Source organism: Pseudomonas sp. GP01-A4, assembly GCF_058780865.1.
The window spans coordinates 1-16,963 of record NZ_JBYSWF010000028.1 but is presented as its reverse complement, the minus strand read 5'-3'; the positions used below and the strand labels follow the sequence as shown (position 1 = coordinate 16,963).

18 protein-coding genes are annotated in these 16,963 nt (G+C 62.1%); 5 read left to right on the top strand and 13 right to left on the bottom strand.

The annotated features are described in order from the left end of the window. Window positions 1–80 precede the first annotated feature (80 nt). The 9 genes from AC3WKX_RS17250 to AC3WKX_RS17210 all read right to left on the bottom strand — a co-directional run bounded on the left by AC3WKX_RS17250 (window position 81) and on the right by AC3WKX_RS17210 (window position 9,452). Entirely contained in the window at window positions 81–1,238 is a 1,158-nt protein-coding gene (locus AC3WKX_RS17250; RefSeq protein ID WP_003215437.1) for a D-alanyl-D-alanine carboxypeptidase family protein, read from the bottom strand. 185 nt (window positions 1,239–1,423) lie between these two features. Next, entirely contained in the window at window positions 1,424–2,422 is a 999-nt protein-coding gene (locus tag AC3WKX_RS17245) for a septal ring lytic transglycosylase RlpA family protein (RefSeq protein ID WP_003215436.1), read from the bottom strand. Continuing rightward, on the bottom strand, window positions 2,422–3,435 hold the full coding sequence (gene mltB / locus AC3WKX_RS17240) for a lytic murein transglycosylase B (protein ID WP_003215435.1): 1,014 nt from the start codon (window positions 3,433–3,435) through the stop codon (window positions 2,422–2,424). Before mltB ends, AC3WKX_RS17245 begins: the two co-directional genes overlap by 1 nt. Window positions 3,436–3,452: 17 nt before the next feature. Beyond that, window positions 3,453–4,556, bottom strand: coding sequence for a rod shape-determining protein RodA (rodA, locus tag AC3WKX_RS17235; protein ID WP_050442794.1), 1,104 nt, complete (start codon window positions 4,554–4,556; stop codon window positions 3,453–3,455). 31 nt (window positions 4,557–4,587) lie between these two features. Further along, on the bottom strand, window positions 4,588–6,486 hold the full coding sequence (gene mrdA / locus AC3WKX_RS17230; RefSeq protein ID WP_003215433.1) for a penicillin-binding protein 2: 1,899 nt from the start codon (window positions 6,484–6,486) through the stop codon (window positions 4,588–4,590). Between the two features lie 15 nt (window positions 6,487–6,501). Next, window positions 6,502–6,969: a 23S rRNA (pseudouridine(1915)-N(3))-methyltransferase RlmH gene (gene rlmH / locus AC3WKX_RS17225; protein WP_003185785.1), complete on the bottom strand. Its 468-nt coding sequence runs from the start codon at window positions 6,967–6,969 to the stop codon at window positions 6,502–6,504. Between the two features lie 9 nt (window positions 6,970–6,978). Then, window positions 6,979–7,473 carry a ribosome silencing factor gene (gene rsfS / locus AC3WKX_RS17220; protein ID WP_003215432.1) on the bottom strand — a complete coding sequence of 165 codons (495 nt, stop codon included), beginning with the start codon at window positions 7,471–7,473 and terminating at the stop codon, window positions 6,979–6,981. Between the two features lie 69 nt (window positions 7,474–7,542). Beyond that, on the bottom strand, window positions 7,543–8,187 hold the full coding sequence (nadD, locus tag AC3WKX_RS17215) for a nicotinate-nucleotide adenylyltransferase (protein ID WP_003215431.1): 645 nt from the start codon (window positions 8,185–8,187) through the stop codon (window positions 7,543–7,545). Then, on the bottom strand, window positions 8,187–9,452 hold the full coding sequence (locus AC3WKX_RS17210) for a glutamate-5-semialdehyde dehydrogenase (RefSeq protein WP_003215430.1): 1,266 nt from the start codon (window positions 9,450–9,452) through the stop codon (window positions 8,187–8,189). The genes nadD and AC3WKX_RS17210 overlap by 1 nt, the downstream gene beginning before the upstream one ends. 176 nt (window positions 9,453–9,628) lie before the next feature. Here AC3WKX_RS17210 and AC3WKX_RS17205 point away from each other — a divergent pair, with 176 nt between their 5' ends. Then, window positions 9,629–10,312 (top strand): DNA-3-methyladenine glycosylase, encoded by a 684-nt coding sequence (locus AC3WKX_RS17205; protein WP_102369965.1) that lies wholly within the window; start codon window positions 9,629–9,631, stop codon window positions 10,310–10,312. Window positions 10,313–10,425: 113 nt separating this feature from the next. After that, the gene (locus AC3WKX_RS17200; RefSeq protein ID WP_003215428.1) at window positions 10,426–11,742 is read left to right on the top strand and encodes a bifunctional DedA family/phosphatase PAP2 family protein; all 1,317 of its coding nucleotides are present in this window, start codon (window positions 10,426–10,428) and stop codon (window positions 11,740–11,742) included. On the opposite strand, the gene AC3WKX_RS17195 is transcribed toward AC3WKX_RS17200, so the two are convergent. The 4 genes from AC3WKX_RS17195 to AC3WKX_RS17180 form a co-directional block, all read right to left on the bottom strand. Beyond that, entirely contained in the window at window positions 11,739–11,945 is a 207-nt protein-coding gene (locus AC3WKX_RS17195; RefSeq protein ID WP_087694439.1) for a hypothetical protein, read from the bottom strand. The genes AC3WKX_RS17200 and AC3WKX_RS17195 overlap by 4 nt on opposite strands. Before the next feature lie 112 nt (window positions 11,946–12,057). Beyond that, entirely contained in the window at window positions 12,058–12,648 is a 591-nt protein-coding gene (locus tag AC3WKX_RS17190; RefSeq protein WP_003215426.1) for an LON peptidase substrate-binding domain-containing protein, read from the bottom strand. Between the two features lie 21 nt (window positions 12,649–12,669). Further along, complete coding sequence (locus AC3WKX_RS17185) at window positions 12,670–13,386, bottom strand: LrgB family protein (protein ID WP_003215425.1); 717 nt, start codon at window positions 13,384–13,386, stop codon at window positions 12,670–12,672. Continuing rightward, window positions 13,383–13,745: a CidA/LrgA family protein gene (locus AC3WKX_RS17180; protein ID WP_003215424.1), complete on the bottom strand. Its 363-nt coding sequence runs from the start codon at window positions 13,743–13,745 to the stop codon at window positions 13,383–13,385. The genes AC3WKX_RS17185 and AC3WKX_RS17180 overlap by 4 nt, the downstream gene beginning before the upstream one ends. A gap of 179 nt (window positions 13,746–13,924) precedes the next feature. Here AC3WKX_RS17180 and AC3WKX_RS17175 point away from each other — a divergent pair, with 179 nt between their 5' ends. From AC3WKX_RS17175 to AC3WKX_RS17165, 3 genes are all read left to right on the top strand, one after another. Then, entirely contained in the window at window positions 13,925–14,380 is a 456-nt protein-coding gene (locus AC3WKX_RS17175; RefSeq protein WP_003215423.1) for a MaoC family dehydratase, read from the top strand. A gap of 103 nt (window positions 14,381–14,483) precedes the next feature. Continuing rightward, the gene (locus AC3WKX_RS17170; RefSeq protein WP_008436527.1) at window positions 14,484–16,202 is read left to right on the top strand and encodes a C13 family peptidase; all 1,719 of its coding nucleotides are present in this window, start codon (window positions 14,484–14,486) and stop codon (window positions 16,200–16,202) included. Between the two features lie 28 nt (window positions 16,203–16,230). Next, window positions 16,231–16,872, top strand: coding sequence for an oxidoreductase (locus AC3WKX_RS17165; RefSeq protein WP_003215421.1), 642 nt, complete (start codon window positions 16,231–16,233; stop codon window positions 16,870–16,872). Window positions 16,873–16,963 lie beyond the last annotated feature (91 nt).

Below are 16,963 nucleotides of genomic sequence, written 5' to 3'. Positions count from 1 at the left end.
TAACGGCCTCGTAAGCGTAAGCCGTGGCGACGGGCATAACCCCGCGCCGGATCAGCGCGGGGTCATGCAGGTGCACACTATCAGTTGAACAAGCTGTAGAAGAATAGACGGATGCTATCCCACACGCGTCGGAAGATACCACCTTCGTCGACGGCGTCCAGAGCGATCAGATCGGCGCTGTGCACCACCTTGTCGTCCAGCTTCACTTCGACTTTACCAATCACATCGCCCTTGGCGATCGGTGCGACCAGTTGCGGGTTCATGGTCATGCTGGCAACCAGCTTCTTGAGCTGGCCTTTAGGCATGGTCAGGGTCAGGTCTTCAGCCAGGCCGGCCTTGACTTGATGGGTCGCGCCTTTCCACACAGGGGCCTGAGCCAGCTCGGTGCCTTTCTGGTAGAAGGTCTGGGTTTCGAAGAAACGGAAGCCATAGGTCAGCAGCTTTTGCGTCTCGGCCGCACGGGCCTGCTCGCTGTTGGTACCGAATACCACGGCAATCAGGCGCTGGCCGTCACGGACAGCGGACGACACCATGCAGTAGCCGGCTTCTTCGGTGTGGCCGGTTTTCAGGCCATCGACGGTCTTGTCACGCCACAGCAACAGGTTGCGGTTAGGCTGCTTGATGTTGTTCCAGAAGAACTCTTTCTGGGAGTAGATCGCGTAGTGCACCGGGTCGACACGAATGATCGCGCGAGCCAGGATCGCCATGTCGTGAGCCGACGAGTAGTGCTCAGGGTTCGGCAGGCCGGTCGGGTTCATGAAGTGGCTGTTGGTCATGCCCAGGTCGGCCACGGTTTTGTTCATCATGTCGGCGAACGCATCTTCGCTGCCGGCGATGTGCTCGGACAGGGCTACGCTGGCGTCGTTACCCGACTGGATGATGATGCCGTGCAGCAGGTCGCTGACGGTCACTTGCGATCCGACCTTGATGAACATCCGCGAACCGCCGGTGCGCCAGGCGTTTTCGCTGACGGTCACCGGATCGTTTTCGCCGATCTGGCCGCGACGGATTTCCAGGGTCGCGATGTAGGCGGTCATCAGCTTGGTCAGGCTGGCTGGGGGCAGGCGCTGGTCACCGTTGTTCTCCACCAGCACGTTGCCGCTGGCGGCGTCCATCAGGACCCAGGCCTTGGCAGCCAGTTGCGGGGAAGCTGGCACCATTTCAACCGCCCAAGCGGCCGGGGTGATGATCAGCGAAAGAAGCAGGCACGTGCGTTTGGCTAAGGTGGTGATGTTCATCCGTCTCTCGAAATTGCTTATGGAAACTTGCCCTCGCGGGCAAAACTATTCAGACAGCCCGTCGCCAGACTGTCGCGTGTTCGGTTGCATGCCCACCCCTTGCCCCTGGGTTTTTATTGTTCAACGAGCCAACAACCAGGGCTCAAACCCGCATGCGAGCCTGAGCCATCAATCCTTTGTACTGCTTACTCGGCGGTGACCACGCTGGGTTGCCCCAGGTTGGCCAGGCGCACGCTGTTCTGCACTTGCGCAACTTCACTCGGCGAGCCGATCGGCCCCATGCGCACACGGTGCAGGGTCTGCTGGTTACGCACAATAGAGCTGATAAAGACTGGCGCGCTGACCATCCCGCTGAGCTTGGACCTTAGCAGCTCTGCCGCGTCCGGGTTGGCGAAAGCGCCGACTTGCAGGTACTGGCCGCCCACGGTAGAGGCTCCCGGTGCTGCATGCGGAATGACGACCGTGTCCGGGGCGTGCTGCGCCGGCGGCGGGGTCCACTGTTCGATCTTGCCGGCCGAGGCCGTGACTTGCGGTTGCGGGGTTTGCGGTTCGTTGAGCATCAACGGCGCCGGCTTGCCACGCTGGGCCCAGTACTGGGCCGGGTCGATACCTTCGACCTTCACCCGGGCGGTGCCGATTTCGGCATACCCGAGTTTCTTGGCGGCGGCGTAGGACAAGTCGATGATCCGGTCCGAATAGAACGGCCCACGGTCATTGACCCGCAGGATTACCGAGCGGTTGTTGTCCAGGTTGGTCACGCGTACATAGCTGGGCAGCGGCAGGGTCTTGTGCGCCGCGCTCATGCCGTACAGGTCATAGACTTCGCCGTTGGCGGTGTTCTGGCCGTGGAACTTGGTCCCGTACCAGGACGCCGTACCTGATTGCACGTAGGTCTTGGAGTCTTGCAGCGGGAAGTAGTTTTTGCCCAGCACGGTATAGGGGTTGGCCTTGTAAGGGCCGGTGTGCAGGGTCGGCGTGGCATCCGGGATCTTCGAAACATCCACATCCCACCACGGCGCGCCGTCTTTGTGGGCGCGGTTGATATCCAGCCCCGGCTGGGAGCGGATCGCCGTGCCAGCGGTTTTTTGCACCGGTGCACGACTGGTGGAGCAACTGACCACCAATAACGACAATGCGGCGTACGCCAACAGCTTCAGGGGTTTGTACATCGGTGATACCGGCATTACTTGACGCCCCGTGCTTGGACCAGCATGTCTGACAGTTGATGCACGGCCATGGCGTACATCACGCTGCGGTTATAACGCGTGATTGCGTAGAAATTCTTCAGGCCCATCCAGTATTCGGGGCCATTTTCGCCTTCGAGGCGGAACGCCGTCACCGGCATATCATCGCGTGGCGCATTCTGACTCGACCAGCCCAACGCCCGCAACTCCCCGACCGTCTTGACCGGCTCGATACCCTGGGTCAGGCCTTCATCGGCGCGCTCACCGGTCACATCGGCGCGAATCACCACCGGCTCGCCGGCTACCCAGCCGTGACGCTTGAAATAGCTGGCGACGCTGCCGATGGCGTCATCGGGGTTGCTCCAGATATTGATATGGCCGTCGCCGTCAAAATCCACGGCGTAGGCGCGAAAGCTGCTCGGCATGAACTGCGGCAAGCCCATGGCCCCGGCGTAGGAGCCCTTGAGGGTCAACGGGTCGACCTGTTCTTCACGGGCCAACAACAGGAACTCGCGCAGCTCTTTGCGGAAGAATTCGGCGCGTGGCGGGTAGTCAAAGCCCAGGGTCGACAAGGCGTCGATCACCCGGTAGCTGCCGGTGTTGCGGCCGTAGAAGGTTTCGATGCCGATGATTGCCACGATCACCTGGGCCGGTACGCCGTATTCCTGCTCGGCGCGGGCCAGCACCGCTTCGTGCTGGCGCCAGAAGTCCACGCCCCGCGCCACGCGGGCGTCGGTCAGGAACATCGGGCGATATTCCTTCCACTGCTTCACGCGCTCGGCGGGCCGGGAGATGGCGTCGAGGATCGCCTGCTTGCGCTGGGCCTCGCGGAACACGCCCATCAGCTGTTCACCGGCGAAACCATAGTCACGGGTCATCTCACCGACAAACTCGGCGACCTGGGGCGAACCGTCGTAGTCGCCGGCCTGCGCTTCCTGCACAGCGGCTCCCAGCAGGCCCAACAGGCCCATCCAGGACACGTGCCGGGCAGCCCAGCCGCGCATTACTTGCATTGACATCTTCACCTTATTCAAACCTGTGCGATCCACTTACGATGGGTATGGATCGACATCAAAACCCCAAACGCTGACAGCAATGTCACCAGCGAAGTTCCGCCGTAGCTAATGAACGGCAACGGCACCCCAACCACCGGCAACAGGCCACTGACCATACCGATGTTGACGAAAACGTAAACAAAAAACGTCATGGTGAGGCTACCGGCGAGCAATTTGCCAAACAGGGTTTGCGCCTGGGCAGTAATCACCAGGCCGCGCCCGATCAGCAGCAAGTAAATCAGCAACAGTGCGCAGATGCCCACCAGGCCGAACTCCTCGCCCATCACCGCGATAATGAAGTCAGTGTGGCTTTCCGGCAAAAAGTCCAGGTGCGACTGGGTGCCCAGCAGCCAGCCCTTGCCGAATACGCCGCCGGAACCGATGGCCGCCTTGGACTGGATGATGTTCCAGCCGGTGCCCAGCGGATCGCTCTCCGGGTCGAGGAACGTGAGGATTCGCTGCTTCTGGTAGTCGTGCATGAAGAAGAACCACATGGCCACGGCCACCGGCACGGCCGCGGCCAGCACGCTGAGGATCCAGCGCCAGCGCAGCCCCCCCATGAACAGCACGAACGCGCCGCCCGCCAGGATCAGCAGCGAGGTGCCGAGGTCGGGCTGGCGCACGATCAGGATGAACGGCACGCCGATCAATATCAGGCTGATGCCCACGTGCTTGAGCTGGGGCGGCAGTGTGCGTTTTGACAGGTACCAGGCGATGGTCGCAGGCATCAAAATCTTCATGAATTCCGACGGCTGGAAGCGAATCACCCCCGGGATGTTGATCCAGCGCGTCGCGCCCATGGCGTTGTGACCCATGACATCCACCACCACCAGCAGCAACACGCCGGCGACATACCCCAGCGGCACCCAGCGCGCCATGAAACGCGGCTCCAGCTGGGCGATCACCACCATCGACAACAGGCCCAGGCCAAACGACGACGCCTGTTTGATCAGCAAGTCCCAGTTCTTGCCACTGGCCGAATACAACACGAACAGGCTGCCGGCGGCCAGGGTCAGCAGCAGGATCAGCAACGGGCCATCAATGTGCATGCGCTGCAGCAAAGTGGCGCGGCGGCGCATCACATCCTCGCTGGAGAGGATGCGGTCAAAATTACTCTTCAAGGGCCGTAGCCTCCACACTGGATGGGGTGCCGCCATATTCGGGCTTGAGCTTGCCGTCTTCGGTCAACAGCCAGGCATCCATGATCTGCCGCACCACGGGCGCTGCTACGCCGGAACCGGATTCACCGTTCTCGACCATCACCGCCACGACGATCTTCGGGTTGTCGGCCGGAGCAAAGCCGACGAACAAGGCGTGGTCACGGTGGCGTTCCTGAACCTTGGAGCGGTCGTATTTCTCGCCCTGCTTGATCGCGACCACCTGGGCCGTACCGCTCTTGCCGGCAATCCGGTATTGCGCGCCGGCTGCCGCTTTACGAGCGGTACCCCGGGCGCCGTGCATCACTTGCTGCATGCCGTGGTTAACCTTGGTCCAGTCGGACGGGTCGCGCAGCACAATGTCGGGAATCGGGTTTTCGTCCACCGGGCGTTCGCCCTCGATGGTCTTGGCCAGGTGCGGGCGGTTCCACACACCCTTGTTGGCCACCAGTGCGGTGGCCTGGGCCAGTTGCAGCGGCGTGGCCTGCATGTAGCCCTGGCCGATCCCCAGGATCAGGGTTTCGCCCGGGAACCACGCCTGGCGCCGGGTCGCACGCTTCCACTCGCGGGACGGCATCAGGCCCGGGGACTCTTCGAACATGTCCAGGGAGACTTTCTGACCAAGGCCGAACTTGCCCATGTAGGCCGACAGCCGATCAATCCCCAGCTTGTGGGCCAGGTCATAGAAGTAGGTGTCGTTGGAACGCATGATCGCCGTATCCAGGTCCACATAACCGTCGCCGGTGCGGTTCCAGTTACGGTATTTGTGATCGTAGTTGGGCAGCATGTAGTAGCCGGGGTCGAACACCCGGCTCGATGCCGTGACCACGCCCGAGTCCAGGCCGGCAATCGCTACCGCCGGCTTGATGGTCGAGCCCGGCGGATACAGGCCGCGCAATACGCGGTTGAACAGCGGCCGGTCGATGGAATCACGCAGCTCGGCGTAGGCCTTGAAGCTGATCCCGGTGACAAACAGGTTGGGGTCAAAACTTGGCTGGCTAACCATCGCCAGCACTTCGCCAGTGCTCGGATCCAGTGCCACCACGGCACCCCGACGCCCGCCCAGGGCCATCTCCGCCGCTTCCTGCAACTTGATGTCCAGGCTCAGCACGATGTCCTTGCCGGGCACCGGGTCGGTACGCTTGAGCACCCGCAGCACGCGGCCACGGGCGTTGGTCTCGACTTCCTCGTAACCCACCTGGCCGTGCAGTTCCGGCTCGTAGAAACGCTCGATGCCGGTCTTGCCGATATGGTGGGTGCCGCTGTAGTTGACCGGGTCGAGGGTCTTCAGCTCTTTCTCGTTGATCCGGCCCATGTAGCCGACCGAATGCGCAAAGTGCGCCCCTTGCGGGTAGTGCCGCACCAACTGCGCCACCACTTCCACACCCGGCAGCCGGAACTGGTTCACCGCGATCCGGGCGATCTGCTCTTCGGTCAGCTCGAACAGGATCGGCACCGGCTCAAACGGCCGGCGCCCCTGTTTCATGCGCTTTTCGAAAATCACCCGGTCTTCCGGCGTCAGTTGCAGCACCTCGACGATCACATCAAGGATCTGCTGCCAGTCGCCGGAACGTTCGCGAGTCATGCTCAGGCTGAAGCTGGGCCGGTTATCCGCTACCACCACGCCATTGCGGTCGAAAATCAGCCCACGGGTCGGCGGAATCGGCTGCACGTGCACCCGGTTGTTTTCCGACAATGTGGAGTGATAGTCGTACTGGATCACCTGCAGGAAATACAGGCGCGCAATCAGCACCCCCAGCAATGCCACCACCAAAATCGCGCCAAACACCACCCGCGCGCGTACAAGACGTGCGTCTTTCTCGTGGTCCTTGATGCGGATCGGCTGGGTCATCAGGCAGGGCGCAGATTATTTGTGGTAAGGGTGCCCGGACAGAACTGTCCAGGCGCGATACAGCTGTTCACCGATCAGAATTCTTACCAGCGGGTGCGGCAGTGTCAGGGGCGACAGCGACCAGCGCTGGTCCGCCCGCGCGCACACTTCCGGCGCCAGCCCCTCGGGGCCGCCGACCATGAAGTTGACCGTGCGCGAATCCAGGCGCCAGCGATCCAGTTCCACCGCCAACTGCTCGGTGCTCCAGGGCTTGCCGTGCACTTCGAGGGTCACGATCCGCTCGTTGGGCCCGACCTTGGCCAGCATGGCTTCGCCTTCCTGACGGATAAAGCGGGCCACGTCGGCATTCTTGCCCCGGGTATTGAGCGGTATTTCCACCAGTTCCAGCGCCAATTCGGATGGCAGGCGCTTGGCATATTCATGCCAGCCTTCTTCCACCCACTTGGGCATGCGTGAACCGACAGCGATCAGACGCAGGCGCACAGCCGTTCCTTATTCCTGGTCTTTGTTGAGCTTGTCGAAGTGCGCGTGGCCGACTTCAGGGCTGTGGTGCTTGCCATCGGCGGCACGGCTCTGCTCGGCGCCTTTCCACAGACGCTCCAGGTCGTAGAACTGACGGGCGTTGCTGGTCATCATGTGAACGATCACGTCGTCCATGTCCAGCAGTACCCAGTCGCTGTCGCCCTTGCCTTCTTCACCCAATGGCTTGACGCCCTGGGCTTTGACCGCTTCGCGAACCTTGTCCAGCATCGCGCCGATCTGGCGGTTGGAGGTACCGGTGGCGATGATCATGAAGTCGGTGATGCTCTGCTTGTCGCGCACGTCCAGGACCTGGATGTCCTGGGCCTTCACGTCTTCCAGGGCAGCCACGGCAACCTTCACCAGCTCTTCGCCGGCCAGCTCAGGGCCGGTGTGGGCTTCTACTGGCAGAGGAGCGCTCTTGAACGTGCCTTTGCGCTTAACTTTGCTTACGTCTTTGTTCGTCATATAAAACTCGTTTTGCTCGTATGTTCGGGCGCTCGCTGCACGACTGTTCGTGCGTTCAAGCGCGCCTTTTCAGTTCGACGCACGGTAAAGCCCGTGCGCATCGATGTAGGCCAGGACCGCGTCAGGCACCAGGAAACGTACCGACTTCCCGCTGGCCAGCAGTTGACGGATCTGGGTGGCAGACACCGCAAGCGGGGTTTGCCAGACGAATGCAATATTCCCGCTCGGCCCGGTCAGGGCCAAAGGGTCACTTACCGACCGCGCCGCCAGCAGGTTGCGCAAGGCATCCGGCGATTCTGCGTCGGCATCCGGGCGTTGCAGCACCAGGATGTGGCAATGCTGGAGCAACTCTTCCCAGCGGTGCCAAGTGGGCAGGCCGCAAAACGCGTCCCAGCCCAAAAGTAGAAATAACTGGTCATCCGCGGCCAACTCGGCCCGCATCAGTTCCAGGGTGTCGACAGTGTAGGACGGTTTGTCGCGCTTGAGTTCGCGGTCGTCCACCACCAGCGGTGCAATGCCGGCCACAGCAAGGCGGACCATCTCCAGGCGCTGCTGCGCAGACACCTGCGGCGTATCGCGATGCGGCGGCCGGGCATTCGGTGCCAGGCGCAGTTCATCCAGCCCGAGGGCGTCCGCGACTTCCAGTGCACTGCGCAAATGCCCGATGTGCACGGGGTCGAAGGTGCCGCCGAGCAGCCCGATGCGTTTACCCATCAAGTGCGCACATGACCGTCACCGAACACCACGTACTTCTCGCTGGTCAGCCCTTCCAGGCCAACCGGGCCGCGTGCGTGGAGCTTGTCGGTGGAGATACCGATCTCCGCCCCCAGGCCGTACTCGAAGCCGTCGGCAAAGCGCGTCGAGGCGTTGACCATCACCGAAGCGGAATCCACTTCGTTGAGGAAACGCCGGGCATCACTGAAATGCTCGGTGACAATGGCGTCGGTGTGCTTGGAGCCGTATTGATTGATGTGCTCGATGGCCTGGTCCAGGTCGTCGACGATGCGGATCGACAGGATCGGCGCCGTGTATTCGGTGTACCAGTCCTGCTCGGTGGCCTCGATCACGTCGCTGCCGAGGATCGCCCGGGTACGCTCGCAACCACGCAGTTCAACGCCCTTGTCGCGGTAGATGGCAGCCAGCGGCGGCAGCACGCGATCGGCAATGCCGACGTGCACCAGCAGGGTTTCCATGGTGTTGCACGGGGCGTAGCGGTGAGTCTTGGCGTTGTCGGCGATGCGGATCGCCTTGTCGAGGTCGGCGGCGATGTCGATGAACACGTGGCAGACGCCATCCAGGTGCTTGATAACTGGCACCTTGGCATCACGGCTCACGCGTTCGATCAGACTCTTGCCACCCCGTGGCACGATCACGTCGACGAACTCAGGCATGGTGATAAGCGCACCAACGGCAGCGCGGTCAGTGGTCTCGACCACCTGCACCACTTCGGCGGGCAGCTCGGCCACGGCCAGGCCCTGCTGAATGCACGCGGCGATGGCACGGTTGGAATTGATGGCCTCGGAACCGCCCCGCAGGATGGTGGCGTTGCCCGACTTGAGGCACAGGCTCGCGGCGTCGATGGTCACGTTCGGGCGTGACTCATAGATGATGCCGATCACGCCCAGGGGCACGCGCATCTTGCCGACTTGAATGCCGGAGGGCAGGTAGCGCATGTCGCGGATTTCACCGATGGGGTCAGGCAGCTTGGCCACCTGACGCAAGCCTTCGATCATGTCGTCGATCCGCGCCGGCGTCAGCGCCAGGCGATCCAGCAATGCAGGCTCCAGGCCATTGGCGCGACCGTTGGCCAAATCCTGTTCATTGGCGGCGCTCAGCTCGGAGCGCGAAGCATCCAGAGCGTCGGCGGCCGCCAGCAAGGCGCGGTTCTTCTGCGCAGTGCTCGCACGGGCGATCAACCGCGAGGCCTGACGGGCAGCGCGACCCAGGCGGGTCATGTAGTCAAGAACGGACTCAGTCATGGTCTGGTGGGGTCTTGGCAAAGAGGAAAGCGGCAGATTATAGCTGTGACGCCGTCCTACGGACAGCGGTGAGGGGCGGATGGTCGAAATGAACTGTAAAAACCCGACGTTCAGCGGGAATTAAGGCTGGAGTTGTTATCATCCTGTCACATTTAGCCGTATTACCTTTGATCGCCATGTCCAGTTTCTCGCCGCTGATCCCCGCCAACGCCCTGCCCGACGGCTTTTTCGACCGTGACGCGCAACTGCTCGCGCGCGAATTGCTCGGAAAAGTCATTCGCCATCGTGTTGGTGATTTGTGGCTGTCGGCACGAATTATCGAAACCGAAGCGTATTACCTCGCCGAAAAAGGCAGCCACGCGTCCTTGGGCTACACAGAAAAGCGTAAGGCTTTGTTTCTGGATGGCGGGCACATCTATATGTACTACGCCCGCGGCGGTGATTCGCTGAACTTCAGCGCCCACGGTCCGGGCAATGCGGTGCTGATCAAATCAGCCTATCCGTGGGTCGACGAAGTCTCCGGCCCGGCCAGCCTGGCGCAGATGCTGCTGAATAACCCGGACGCCAGCGGCAGGCCACGACCCTCGCAAAAGCTGTGCGCCGGCCAGACCTTGCTGTGCAAGGCGCTGGGTTTGAAGGTGCCGATGTGGGACGCCAAGCGCTTTGACCAGGAACTGCTCTACGTGGAAGACGTAGGGCTGGCGCCAGCGCAGATCATCCAGACCACCCGCCTGGGCATTCCCGGTGGGCGCGATGAACACCTGATGTACCGCTTCGTCGATGCCGGTTATGCGCCGTATTGCACACGGAACCCGCTGCGCCGGGGCCAGGTCGAAGGCCGCGACTATTTTTTGATTTGAAAACATACATAAACCTGTAGGAGCCCGGCTTGCCCGGCGATAGCGGACTCAAGGACGCCATCGCCGGCAAGCCGGGCTCCCACAAGGACGATCTACAAAAGGGAGTTGATTGTATGGGCCCATGGCTCGATAGCATTACCGGCTGGCTGACCCTGAACCCGCAATGGCTGGCCGTGGCGGTGTTTATCGTGGCGTGCGTGGAGTGCCTGGCCATTGCCGGCCTGATCGTACCTGGCACGGTATTGCTGTTTGCCATCGCCGCCCTGGCCGGCAGCGGCGCACTGTCACTGGGAGAAACCCTGTTGCTGGGCTTCCTCGGCGGCGTGCTGGGCGATGTTGTTTCCTACTTCCTCGGTCGCCATTTCCACCAGAACATCCGGCGCCTTCCCGGCCTGCGGCATCACCCGGAATGGATGAGCGGCGCCGAGGCTTACTTCCAGAAGTACGGCATCGCCAGCCTGTTGGTAGGCCGCTTCATTGGCCCGCTGCGGCCGATGTTGCCGATGGTTGCGGGCATGTGCGACATGCCCTTCCCACGTTTTGCCGCCGTGAGCCTGCTGGCCGGTGCAGGCTGGTCGGTGGCGTATCTGTTGCCGGGCTGGGCCACCGGCGCGGCCTTCCGCTTGCCATTGCCCGAAGGCTTCTGGCCAGAGGCCGGGATTGTCGCCGCCTGTCTCGCAGTGTTGATCGGCGTAAGCCTCAACAGCAGCCTGCGCGGCCATCGGCGCGCCACCCTATGGATTGGCTGCATCGGCGGCACACTGTTGATCGCGTTGTTTATCGGCTATCCCTACCTCAACGACTTTGACCAGGGCTTGATGGCGCTGGTGCAGGAACACCGCGGCCCGGCGATCGACCGGGCGATGGTGATGGTGACCCAGCTCGGCGAGTTCAAGAAGATGTTTGTCGCCAGCGCGGTGCTGACCGGCCTGCTGGTGGTGGCGCGGCAATGGCGCCAGGCAATCTTTGTCGGCGCCACCCTGCTGGGCGCGGCGCTGATCAATACCGGGACCAAGCTGTTTTTTGCGCGGATGCGCCCCGAAGTGCTGACCGACCCACTCACCAGCTTCAGCATGCCCAGCGGCCATGCGTCCGGCTCGTTTGCATTCTTCCTGGCCTTGGCAGTGCTTGCCGGTCGCGGTCAACCGACACGACTGCGCCTGACCTGGCTGGTGCTTGGCTGCATTCCCGCCGCCACCATCGCGATTTCCCGGGTGTACCTGGGTGCACACTGGCCGACGGACATCCTGGCCGGCACCCTGCTGGCAATGACGGTGTGCGCCTTCAGCCTGACGTTAAGCCAGCACCGCAGCCTGTTGCCACCGATGCCGCCGAGAGTCTGGTGGCTGATCCTGCCGGTGTGTGGCGCGGTGCTCGGGTTCATTGCGTTTACCGGCACTTCCCACGCGCTGCTGAGGTATGCCTACTAGGCAGGCCCCAGCCAATCCAGGGGTGCAGCGCGGCGTTCGACGCTGCGCTCGCGCCGCTCCAGAAGCATTTCGTCAGCAATCTCCGCGGCGCGTTCGGCGATGTACTCCGCGCCGCGACCGTCGTTCATATGAAGAATTTGCGTGGTGACGGCCATAAAAAACGCATCCCACACGACTTGCTCCGATTGCGAAAGCCGAATCATCCTTTCCCCCTGATCATCGTTACGTGACTGCCAACTATTTCAGGCAACGGGATCAGGACAACCACGGAAAATCTGAAGACCGGGAAGGACAAGTCCGAGTGACACTCGCGGGTCAGGTGAACAGCTCGCCCTGCAACTCATCCAGCAGCAACTGGATCGCGTCCAGGCGCTGTTGCGGGTCATCGAGTTGCAACAGGTCGATCTTGTCGGCCTCGGTAAAGGGCAGCAGATAGGCCAACTGATTGCCCAGGGCTTGCTGTCCATCGGCGTGGGTGCCCATATCCAAAGACGCCACCATCGGATGCTCGGCCAGGGCATGAAGCAACGCCAGCAAGTCAGCGTCTTCCTCTTCCAGCGGTTGCTCGGGATGCTCGTGCAGCCATTGCACCTCGGCCACCAGCAACTGGTCCTTCTGCACACCGGCATCACGCACGCGGAAACGCCGGCCACCCTCGACCCGAATCCCCAGCAGGCCATTGTCCTGCTGCTTGAAGTCGCGGATCAGCGCCTCGCAGCCAATCAACGCATAGCCATCCGGCGCCAGCCCCACTTCCTTGCCGTCGAGGATGCACACCACGCCAAAGCTTTCGCCCTTTTTCATGCAGCGGCTGATCATGTCCAGGTAACGCGCCTCGAACAGCTGCAGGTCGAGGGTGCACCCGGGAAACAGCACGGTATTGAGCGGGAAAAGCGCCAGACTCATAAAGGTTTCCTTAAACCCGACTTAAATAACCAGCGACACGGCCAACGGCAGGAACACCGCCGTGGCCACGCCCATCAGACTCATGGCCAGCGCCGCAAAGGCGCCGGTCTCTTCGCTTTCCTGCAAGGCCACCGACGTACCTACGGCGTGGGCGGTCATGCCCAGCGCCATACCGCGCGCTTCGGGGCTGTGCACGCCCAGCCGTGACAGATACGCCGGACCGATCATCGCACCGATCACCCCGGTAATCAGCACGAACACCGCCGCCAGTGCCGCCACGCCGCCGATCTGCTCGGCCACCAGCATCGCAATCGGTGAGGTCACGGACTTGGGTGCCATGGTCATCAGCATCATGTGTTCGGCGCCAAACCACCAGCCCAACAGCACGCACAGGCCGGTGGCCAATACGCCTCCCACCACCAGCGTAGTAAAAATCGGCCAGAACAATTGGCGAATTCGTCGCAGATTCAGGTAAAGCGGCACCGCCAGGGCTACCGTCGCCGGGCCCAGCAGGATGCTCATGATCTCGGTGCTCTTGCGGTACTCGACGTACGTCAGGCCACAGCCGAGCAACACGCCGATCACCAACAGCATCGACACCAGCACCGGTTGCAGGAAAATCCAGCGGGTTTTCTCGAAACCGGCCAGCACCAGCTGATAGGCGCCGAGGGTGATGCCGATGCCGAACAACGGGTGATGAATCACGGCGGCCCAGGCGCCCTGCCAGTCCAGTGTCATTGGCCGTCCTCCCGCTGCGCCTGGCGCTTGACCAGTTTCTGCATCAGCACGCCGACAAAGCCCATGGCGATCACCAGCGACAGCACCAGCGCGCCGACGATGGCCCAGAAGTCGGCGGCAATGTCCTTGGCATACACCATCACACCGACCGCAGGCGGCACCAGCAGTAGCGGCAAATAACGCAGCAGACTGCTGGCCGCCAGGCTCAGGGGTTCACCGACTTCGCCGCGCCACACCAGGAAGGCCAGCATCAGCAGCAGCCCGATAATCGGCCCCGGCAGCACCGGGACAAACAAATGATTGATCGCCGTGCCGAGTAATTGAAACAGCACCAGCCATGTCAGACCGCGTAACAGCATCCGTTCTTCCCCCCAAAAGCGTGTCGGCATTATAAGCACGCTGCCTCTATGGAGCGGCATTCGCCAAAAGCATGGTGGGTTGACCGGGCCAAGTGCCCGTGATGATCTACATTGGTTCTCTGGACCTGTCCAAAACTACAAAAACGATGAAGCCAACCGAGCAAAGAAGGAGAGTCGCAATGCCCTCAGTACCCGTAGCGCAACTCAAAGAATATGTCGGCAAGGAACTGGGACGTTCTGCATGGCTCACCATCGACCAGGAACGTATCAACCTGTTCGCGGAAGCCACCGGCGATTTTCAGTTCATCCACGTCGACCCGGTGAAAGCCGCCCAGACCCCGTTTGGCGGCACCATCGCCCACGGTTTCCTGTCGCTGTCGCTGATACCCAAGCTGATCGAAGACATCCTGATCATGCCCGAAGGCCTGAAGATGGCGGTCAACTATGGCCTGGACAGCGTGCGCTTCATCCAGCCCGTGAAGGTCGACTCCAGGGTGCGCCTGGCCGTGACCCTGACCGACGCCACCGAGAAAAAACCTGGGCAATGGTTGCTTAAAGCCACCTGCACCCTGGAAATCGATGGCCAGGAAAAACCGGCCTACATTGCAGAATCGTTGTCACTCTGCTTCGTCTGAAGCCTGGCTGTGGTGAGCCCGTCCGCTCACCACAATTCATGTAAATTTATGTATAGATCTCGCAGCTGCGGCATACTCGGCGCTCAATTATCCGGATCCCGCTATGCGCCCACTCGCTCCCCTTGCTCTTGTCCTGTTGCTCACCGCGTGCGGCGACGGCGAATCGCTGTTGCCGCCCGATGCGCGGCTGCCCGATGGCGGTCGTTACCGTGGCGATGTGGTCAATGGCTTGCTGCAAGGCCAGGGCCGGGTGGATTACCCCAATGGCAGTTGGTACGCGGGCCAGTTCGATAAAGGCCAGTGGCACGGCCAGGGCGAATGGCATGGCAGCAACGGCGAGGTCTATAAAGGCCAGTTCCAGCAGGGCCTGTTCGACGGCCAGGGCAGCCTGACCACGTCGGGCAACAGCTACGTCGGCGGTTTCAAACAAGGCAAGCGCAACGGCGAAGGCACCCTCAAAGAGGGGCAGATGACCTATCGCGGCGAATTCAAGGACGACCAGTATTCCGGCCTCGGCCGCCTCGAGCTGGCCGACGGCAGCCAGTACCAGGGCCAGTTCGCCCACGGCAAGCCCAACGGCGAAGGCCAGCGCAACGACGACAGCGGCAACCAGTTCAGCGGCCGCTTCGTCGATGGCCAGCTGGAGGGCAACGGCACCTTCAACAGCGCCGACGGCGACATGTACATCGGCCATTTCAAACAAAACCAGCTCAACGGCAAGGGCCGCTACGAAAACGCCGACGGCGACGTATGGATCGGCGAATTCAAGGAAGGCGCCCTCAGCGGCAAGGGCGAACTGATCGGCGTCGATGGCAGCCACTACGTCGGCCAGTTCGTCGACTGGCGCTTCACAGGCACAGGCCGCCTGAACCTCACCGACGGCAGCTTCTATATTGGCGGCTTCGACAGCGACAGCTATCAAGGTCGTGGCACTTTGGTGCTCACCGACGGCACCGTGCAGGCCGGCACCTGGGTCAACGGCATGCGCGTGCGCGACGCCGAGGGCAAATTGTTGCCTGACCCGCTGGAAATCGGCCTGTTTGCCCAGGGCCACTTGCTGGATGCCGCCCTCGCCGCCGTGCCCGCGTCCAAATCGGGGGTGGAGCTGTACACCCTGGTGGTGGCCGGCGACGGCAAACAAAGCGTGTTCCTGCGCGAAGCCGACTACGTCAGCAACATGCTTGCCACGCGCTTCGGCGCCTACGGCCAGATCCGCCTGGTGAACCATCGCGACCATATTGCCGACCGCCCGATGGCCACTCGCGAAAGCCTGCGCCGCGCAGTCCAGACCTTGGCCGAACGCAGTGGCCCGCAAGACCTGGTGTTTATCTACCTGACCAGCCACGGCACCCACGAGCACGAACTGGTGCTCGACCAGCCGCGCATGGAGCTGGCCGACCTGCCGGCCGATGAGCTGGCCGCCGTGCTGGCACCGCTGAAGAACCGCGACAAGATCATCGTGATTTCGGCCTGCTACTCCGGCGGGTTCATCCCGGCCCTGAAGGACGAACACACCCTGATCATGACCGCCTCGCGCGCCGATCGTGTGTCGTTCGGCTGCTCCGAAGAAGCCGACTTCACCTACTTCGGCGACGCCCTCTTTGCCCAGGCCTTCAACCAGACCGACGACTTGCAGCAAGCCTTCAAGCTGGCACAGACCCACGTGGCCGAACGCGAACAGGCGGACAACTTCGAAGCCTCCGAACCGCAGATCTGGGCCCCCAAAGGCGTAATCGCCCATTGGCAATTATTACGCAAACAGCAGGCACGAAAGGCGCTCGAAAGCGTCTCAATGAATAGCAAGGAAGCCAAGAGCAACTAAGCTGAATCTGTATCAAGGGGGAAACATCATGTACCTGACGCCTCAGCATATCTTGCTCGCCGGAGCCTCCGGCCTGACCGGGGAGCACCTGCTGGACCGCCTGCTCAACGAGCCGACCGTGACCCGCGTGCTGGCACCCAGCCGCAAGCCTCTGGCCGAGCATCCACACCTGGAAAACCCGGTGGGCGACCCGGCAGTATTCCTGCCGCAACTGAGCGGCCAGGTGGACATCGCCTTCTGCTGCCTGGGCACCACCATCAAGCAGGCCGGCTCCGAAGAAGCGTTCCGCGCCGTCGACCTGGACATGGTCGTGGCCTTTGCCAAGCGCGCCCGGGAAATGGGGGCGCGGCACCTGATCGTGATCAGCGCAATCGGTGCCGACCCGAAATCCTCGATCTTCTACAACCGCGTCAAGGGCGAGATGGAACAGGCGTTGAAAGCCCAGGATTGGCCGCAGTTGACCATCGTCCGACCTTCGCTGTTGTTGGGTGAGCGATTGGAACCGCGGCTGGCCGAGCAACTGGCCGGGCCATTGTCGCGGCTGATTCCGGGCAAGTACCACGGCATTGAAGTGTGCGAACTGGCGCGGGCGATGTGGCGACTGGCGCTGGAAGAGCAGGATGGGGTGCGGGTTATAGAGTCGGACGAGCTGCGCAAGCTCGGCAAATAACACGTAATTCCAGGCAGGACACCATCCAAATGTGGGGGAGCGGGCTTGCTCGCGAATGCGGTGGATCAGTCAATGATACAGTGACTGATCC

Coding starts and splice junctions, on each gene's coding strand:
- AC3WKX_RS17250 (WP_003215437.1), bottom strand. CDS start 1,238: ATGAACATCACCACCTTAGCCAAACGCACGTGCCTGCTTCTTTCGCTG.
- AC3WKX_RS17245 (WP_003215436.1), bottom strand. CDS start 2,422: ATGCCGGTATCACCGATGTACAAACCCCTGAAGCTGTTGGCGTACGCC.
- mltB (WP_003215435.1), bottom strand. CDS start 3,435: ATGCAAGTAATGCGCGGCTGGGCTGCCCGGCACGTGTCCTGGATGGGC.
- rodA (WP_050442794.1), bottom strand. CDS start 4,556: ATGCGCCGCCGCGCCACTTTGCTGCAGCGCATGCACATTGATGGCCCG.
- mrdA (WP_003215433.1), bottom strand. CDS start 6,486: ATGACCCAGCCGATCCGCATCAAGGACCACGAGAAAGACGCACGTCTT.
- rsfS (WP_003215432.1), bottom strand. CDS start 7,473: ATGACGAACAAAGACGTAAGCAAAGTTAAGCGCAAAGGCACGTTCAAG.
- nadD (WP_003215431.1), bottom strand. CDS start 8,187: ATGGGTAAACGCATCGGGCTGCTCGGCGGCACCTTCGACCCCGTGCAC.
- AC3WKX_RS17210 (WP_003215430.1), bottom strand. CDS start 9,452: ATGACTGAGTCCGTTCTTGACTACATGACCCGCCTGGGTCGCGCTGCC.
- AC3WKX_RS17205 (WP_102369965.1), top strand. CDS start 9,629: ATGTCCAGTTTCTCGCCGCTGATCCCCGCCAACGCCCTGCCCGACGGC.
- AC3WKX_RS17200 (WP_003215428.1), top strand. CDS start 10,426: ATGGGCCCATGGCTCGATAGCATTACCGGCTGGCTGACCCTGAACCCG.
- AC3WKX_RS17195 (WP_087694439.1), bottom strand. CDS start 11,945: ATGATTCGGCTTTCGCAATCGGAGCAAGTCGTGTGGGATGCGTTTTTT.
- AC3WKX_RS17190 (WP_003215426.1), bottom strand. CDS start 12,648: ATGAGTCTGGCGCTTTTCCCGCTCAATACCGTGCTGTTTCCCGGGTGC.
- AC3WKX_RS17185 (WP_003215425.1), bottom strand. CDS start 13,386: ATGACACTGGACTGGCAGGGCGCCTGGGCCGCCGTGATTCATCACCCG.
- AC3WKX_RS17180 (WP_003215424.1), bottom strand. CDS start 13,745: ATGCTGTTACGCGGTCTGACATGGCTGGTGCTGTTTCAATTACTCGGC.
- AC3WKX_RS17175 (WP_003215423.1), top strand. CDS start 13,925: ATGCCCTCAGTACCCGTAGCGCAACTCAAAGAATATGTCGGCAAGGAA.
- AC3WKX_RS17170 (WP_008436527.1), top strand. CDS start 14,484: ATGCGCCCACTCGCTCCCCTTGCTCTTGTCCTGTTGCTCACCGCGTGC.
- AC3WKX_RS17165 (WP_003215421.1), top strand. CDS start 16,231: ATGTACCTGACGCCTCAGCATATCTTGCTCGCCGGAGCCTCCGGCCTG.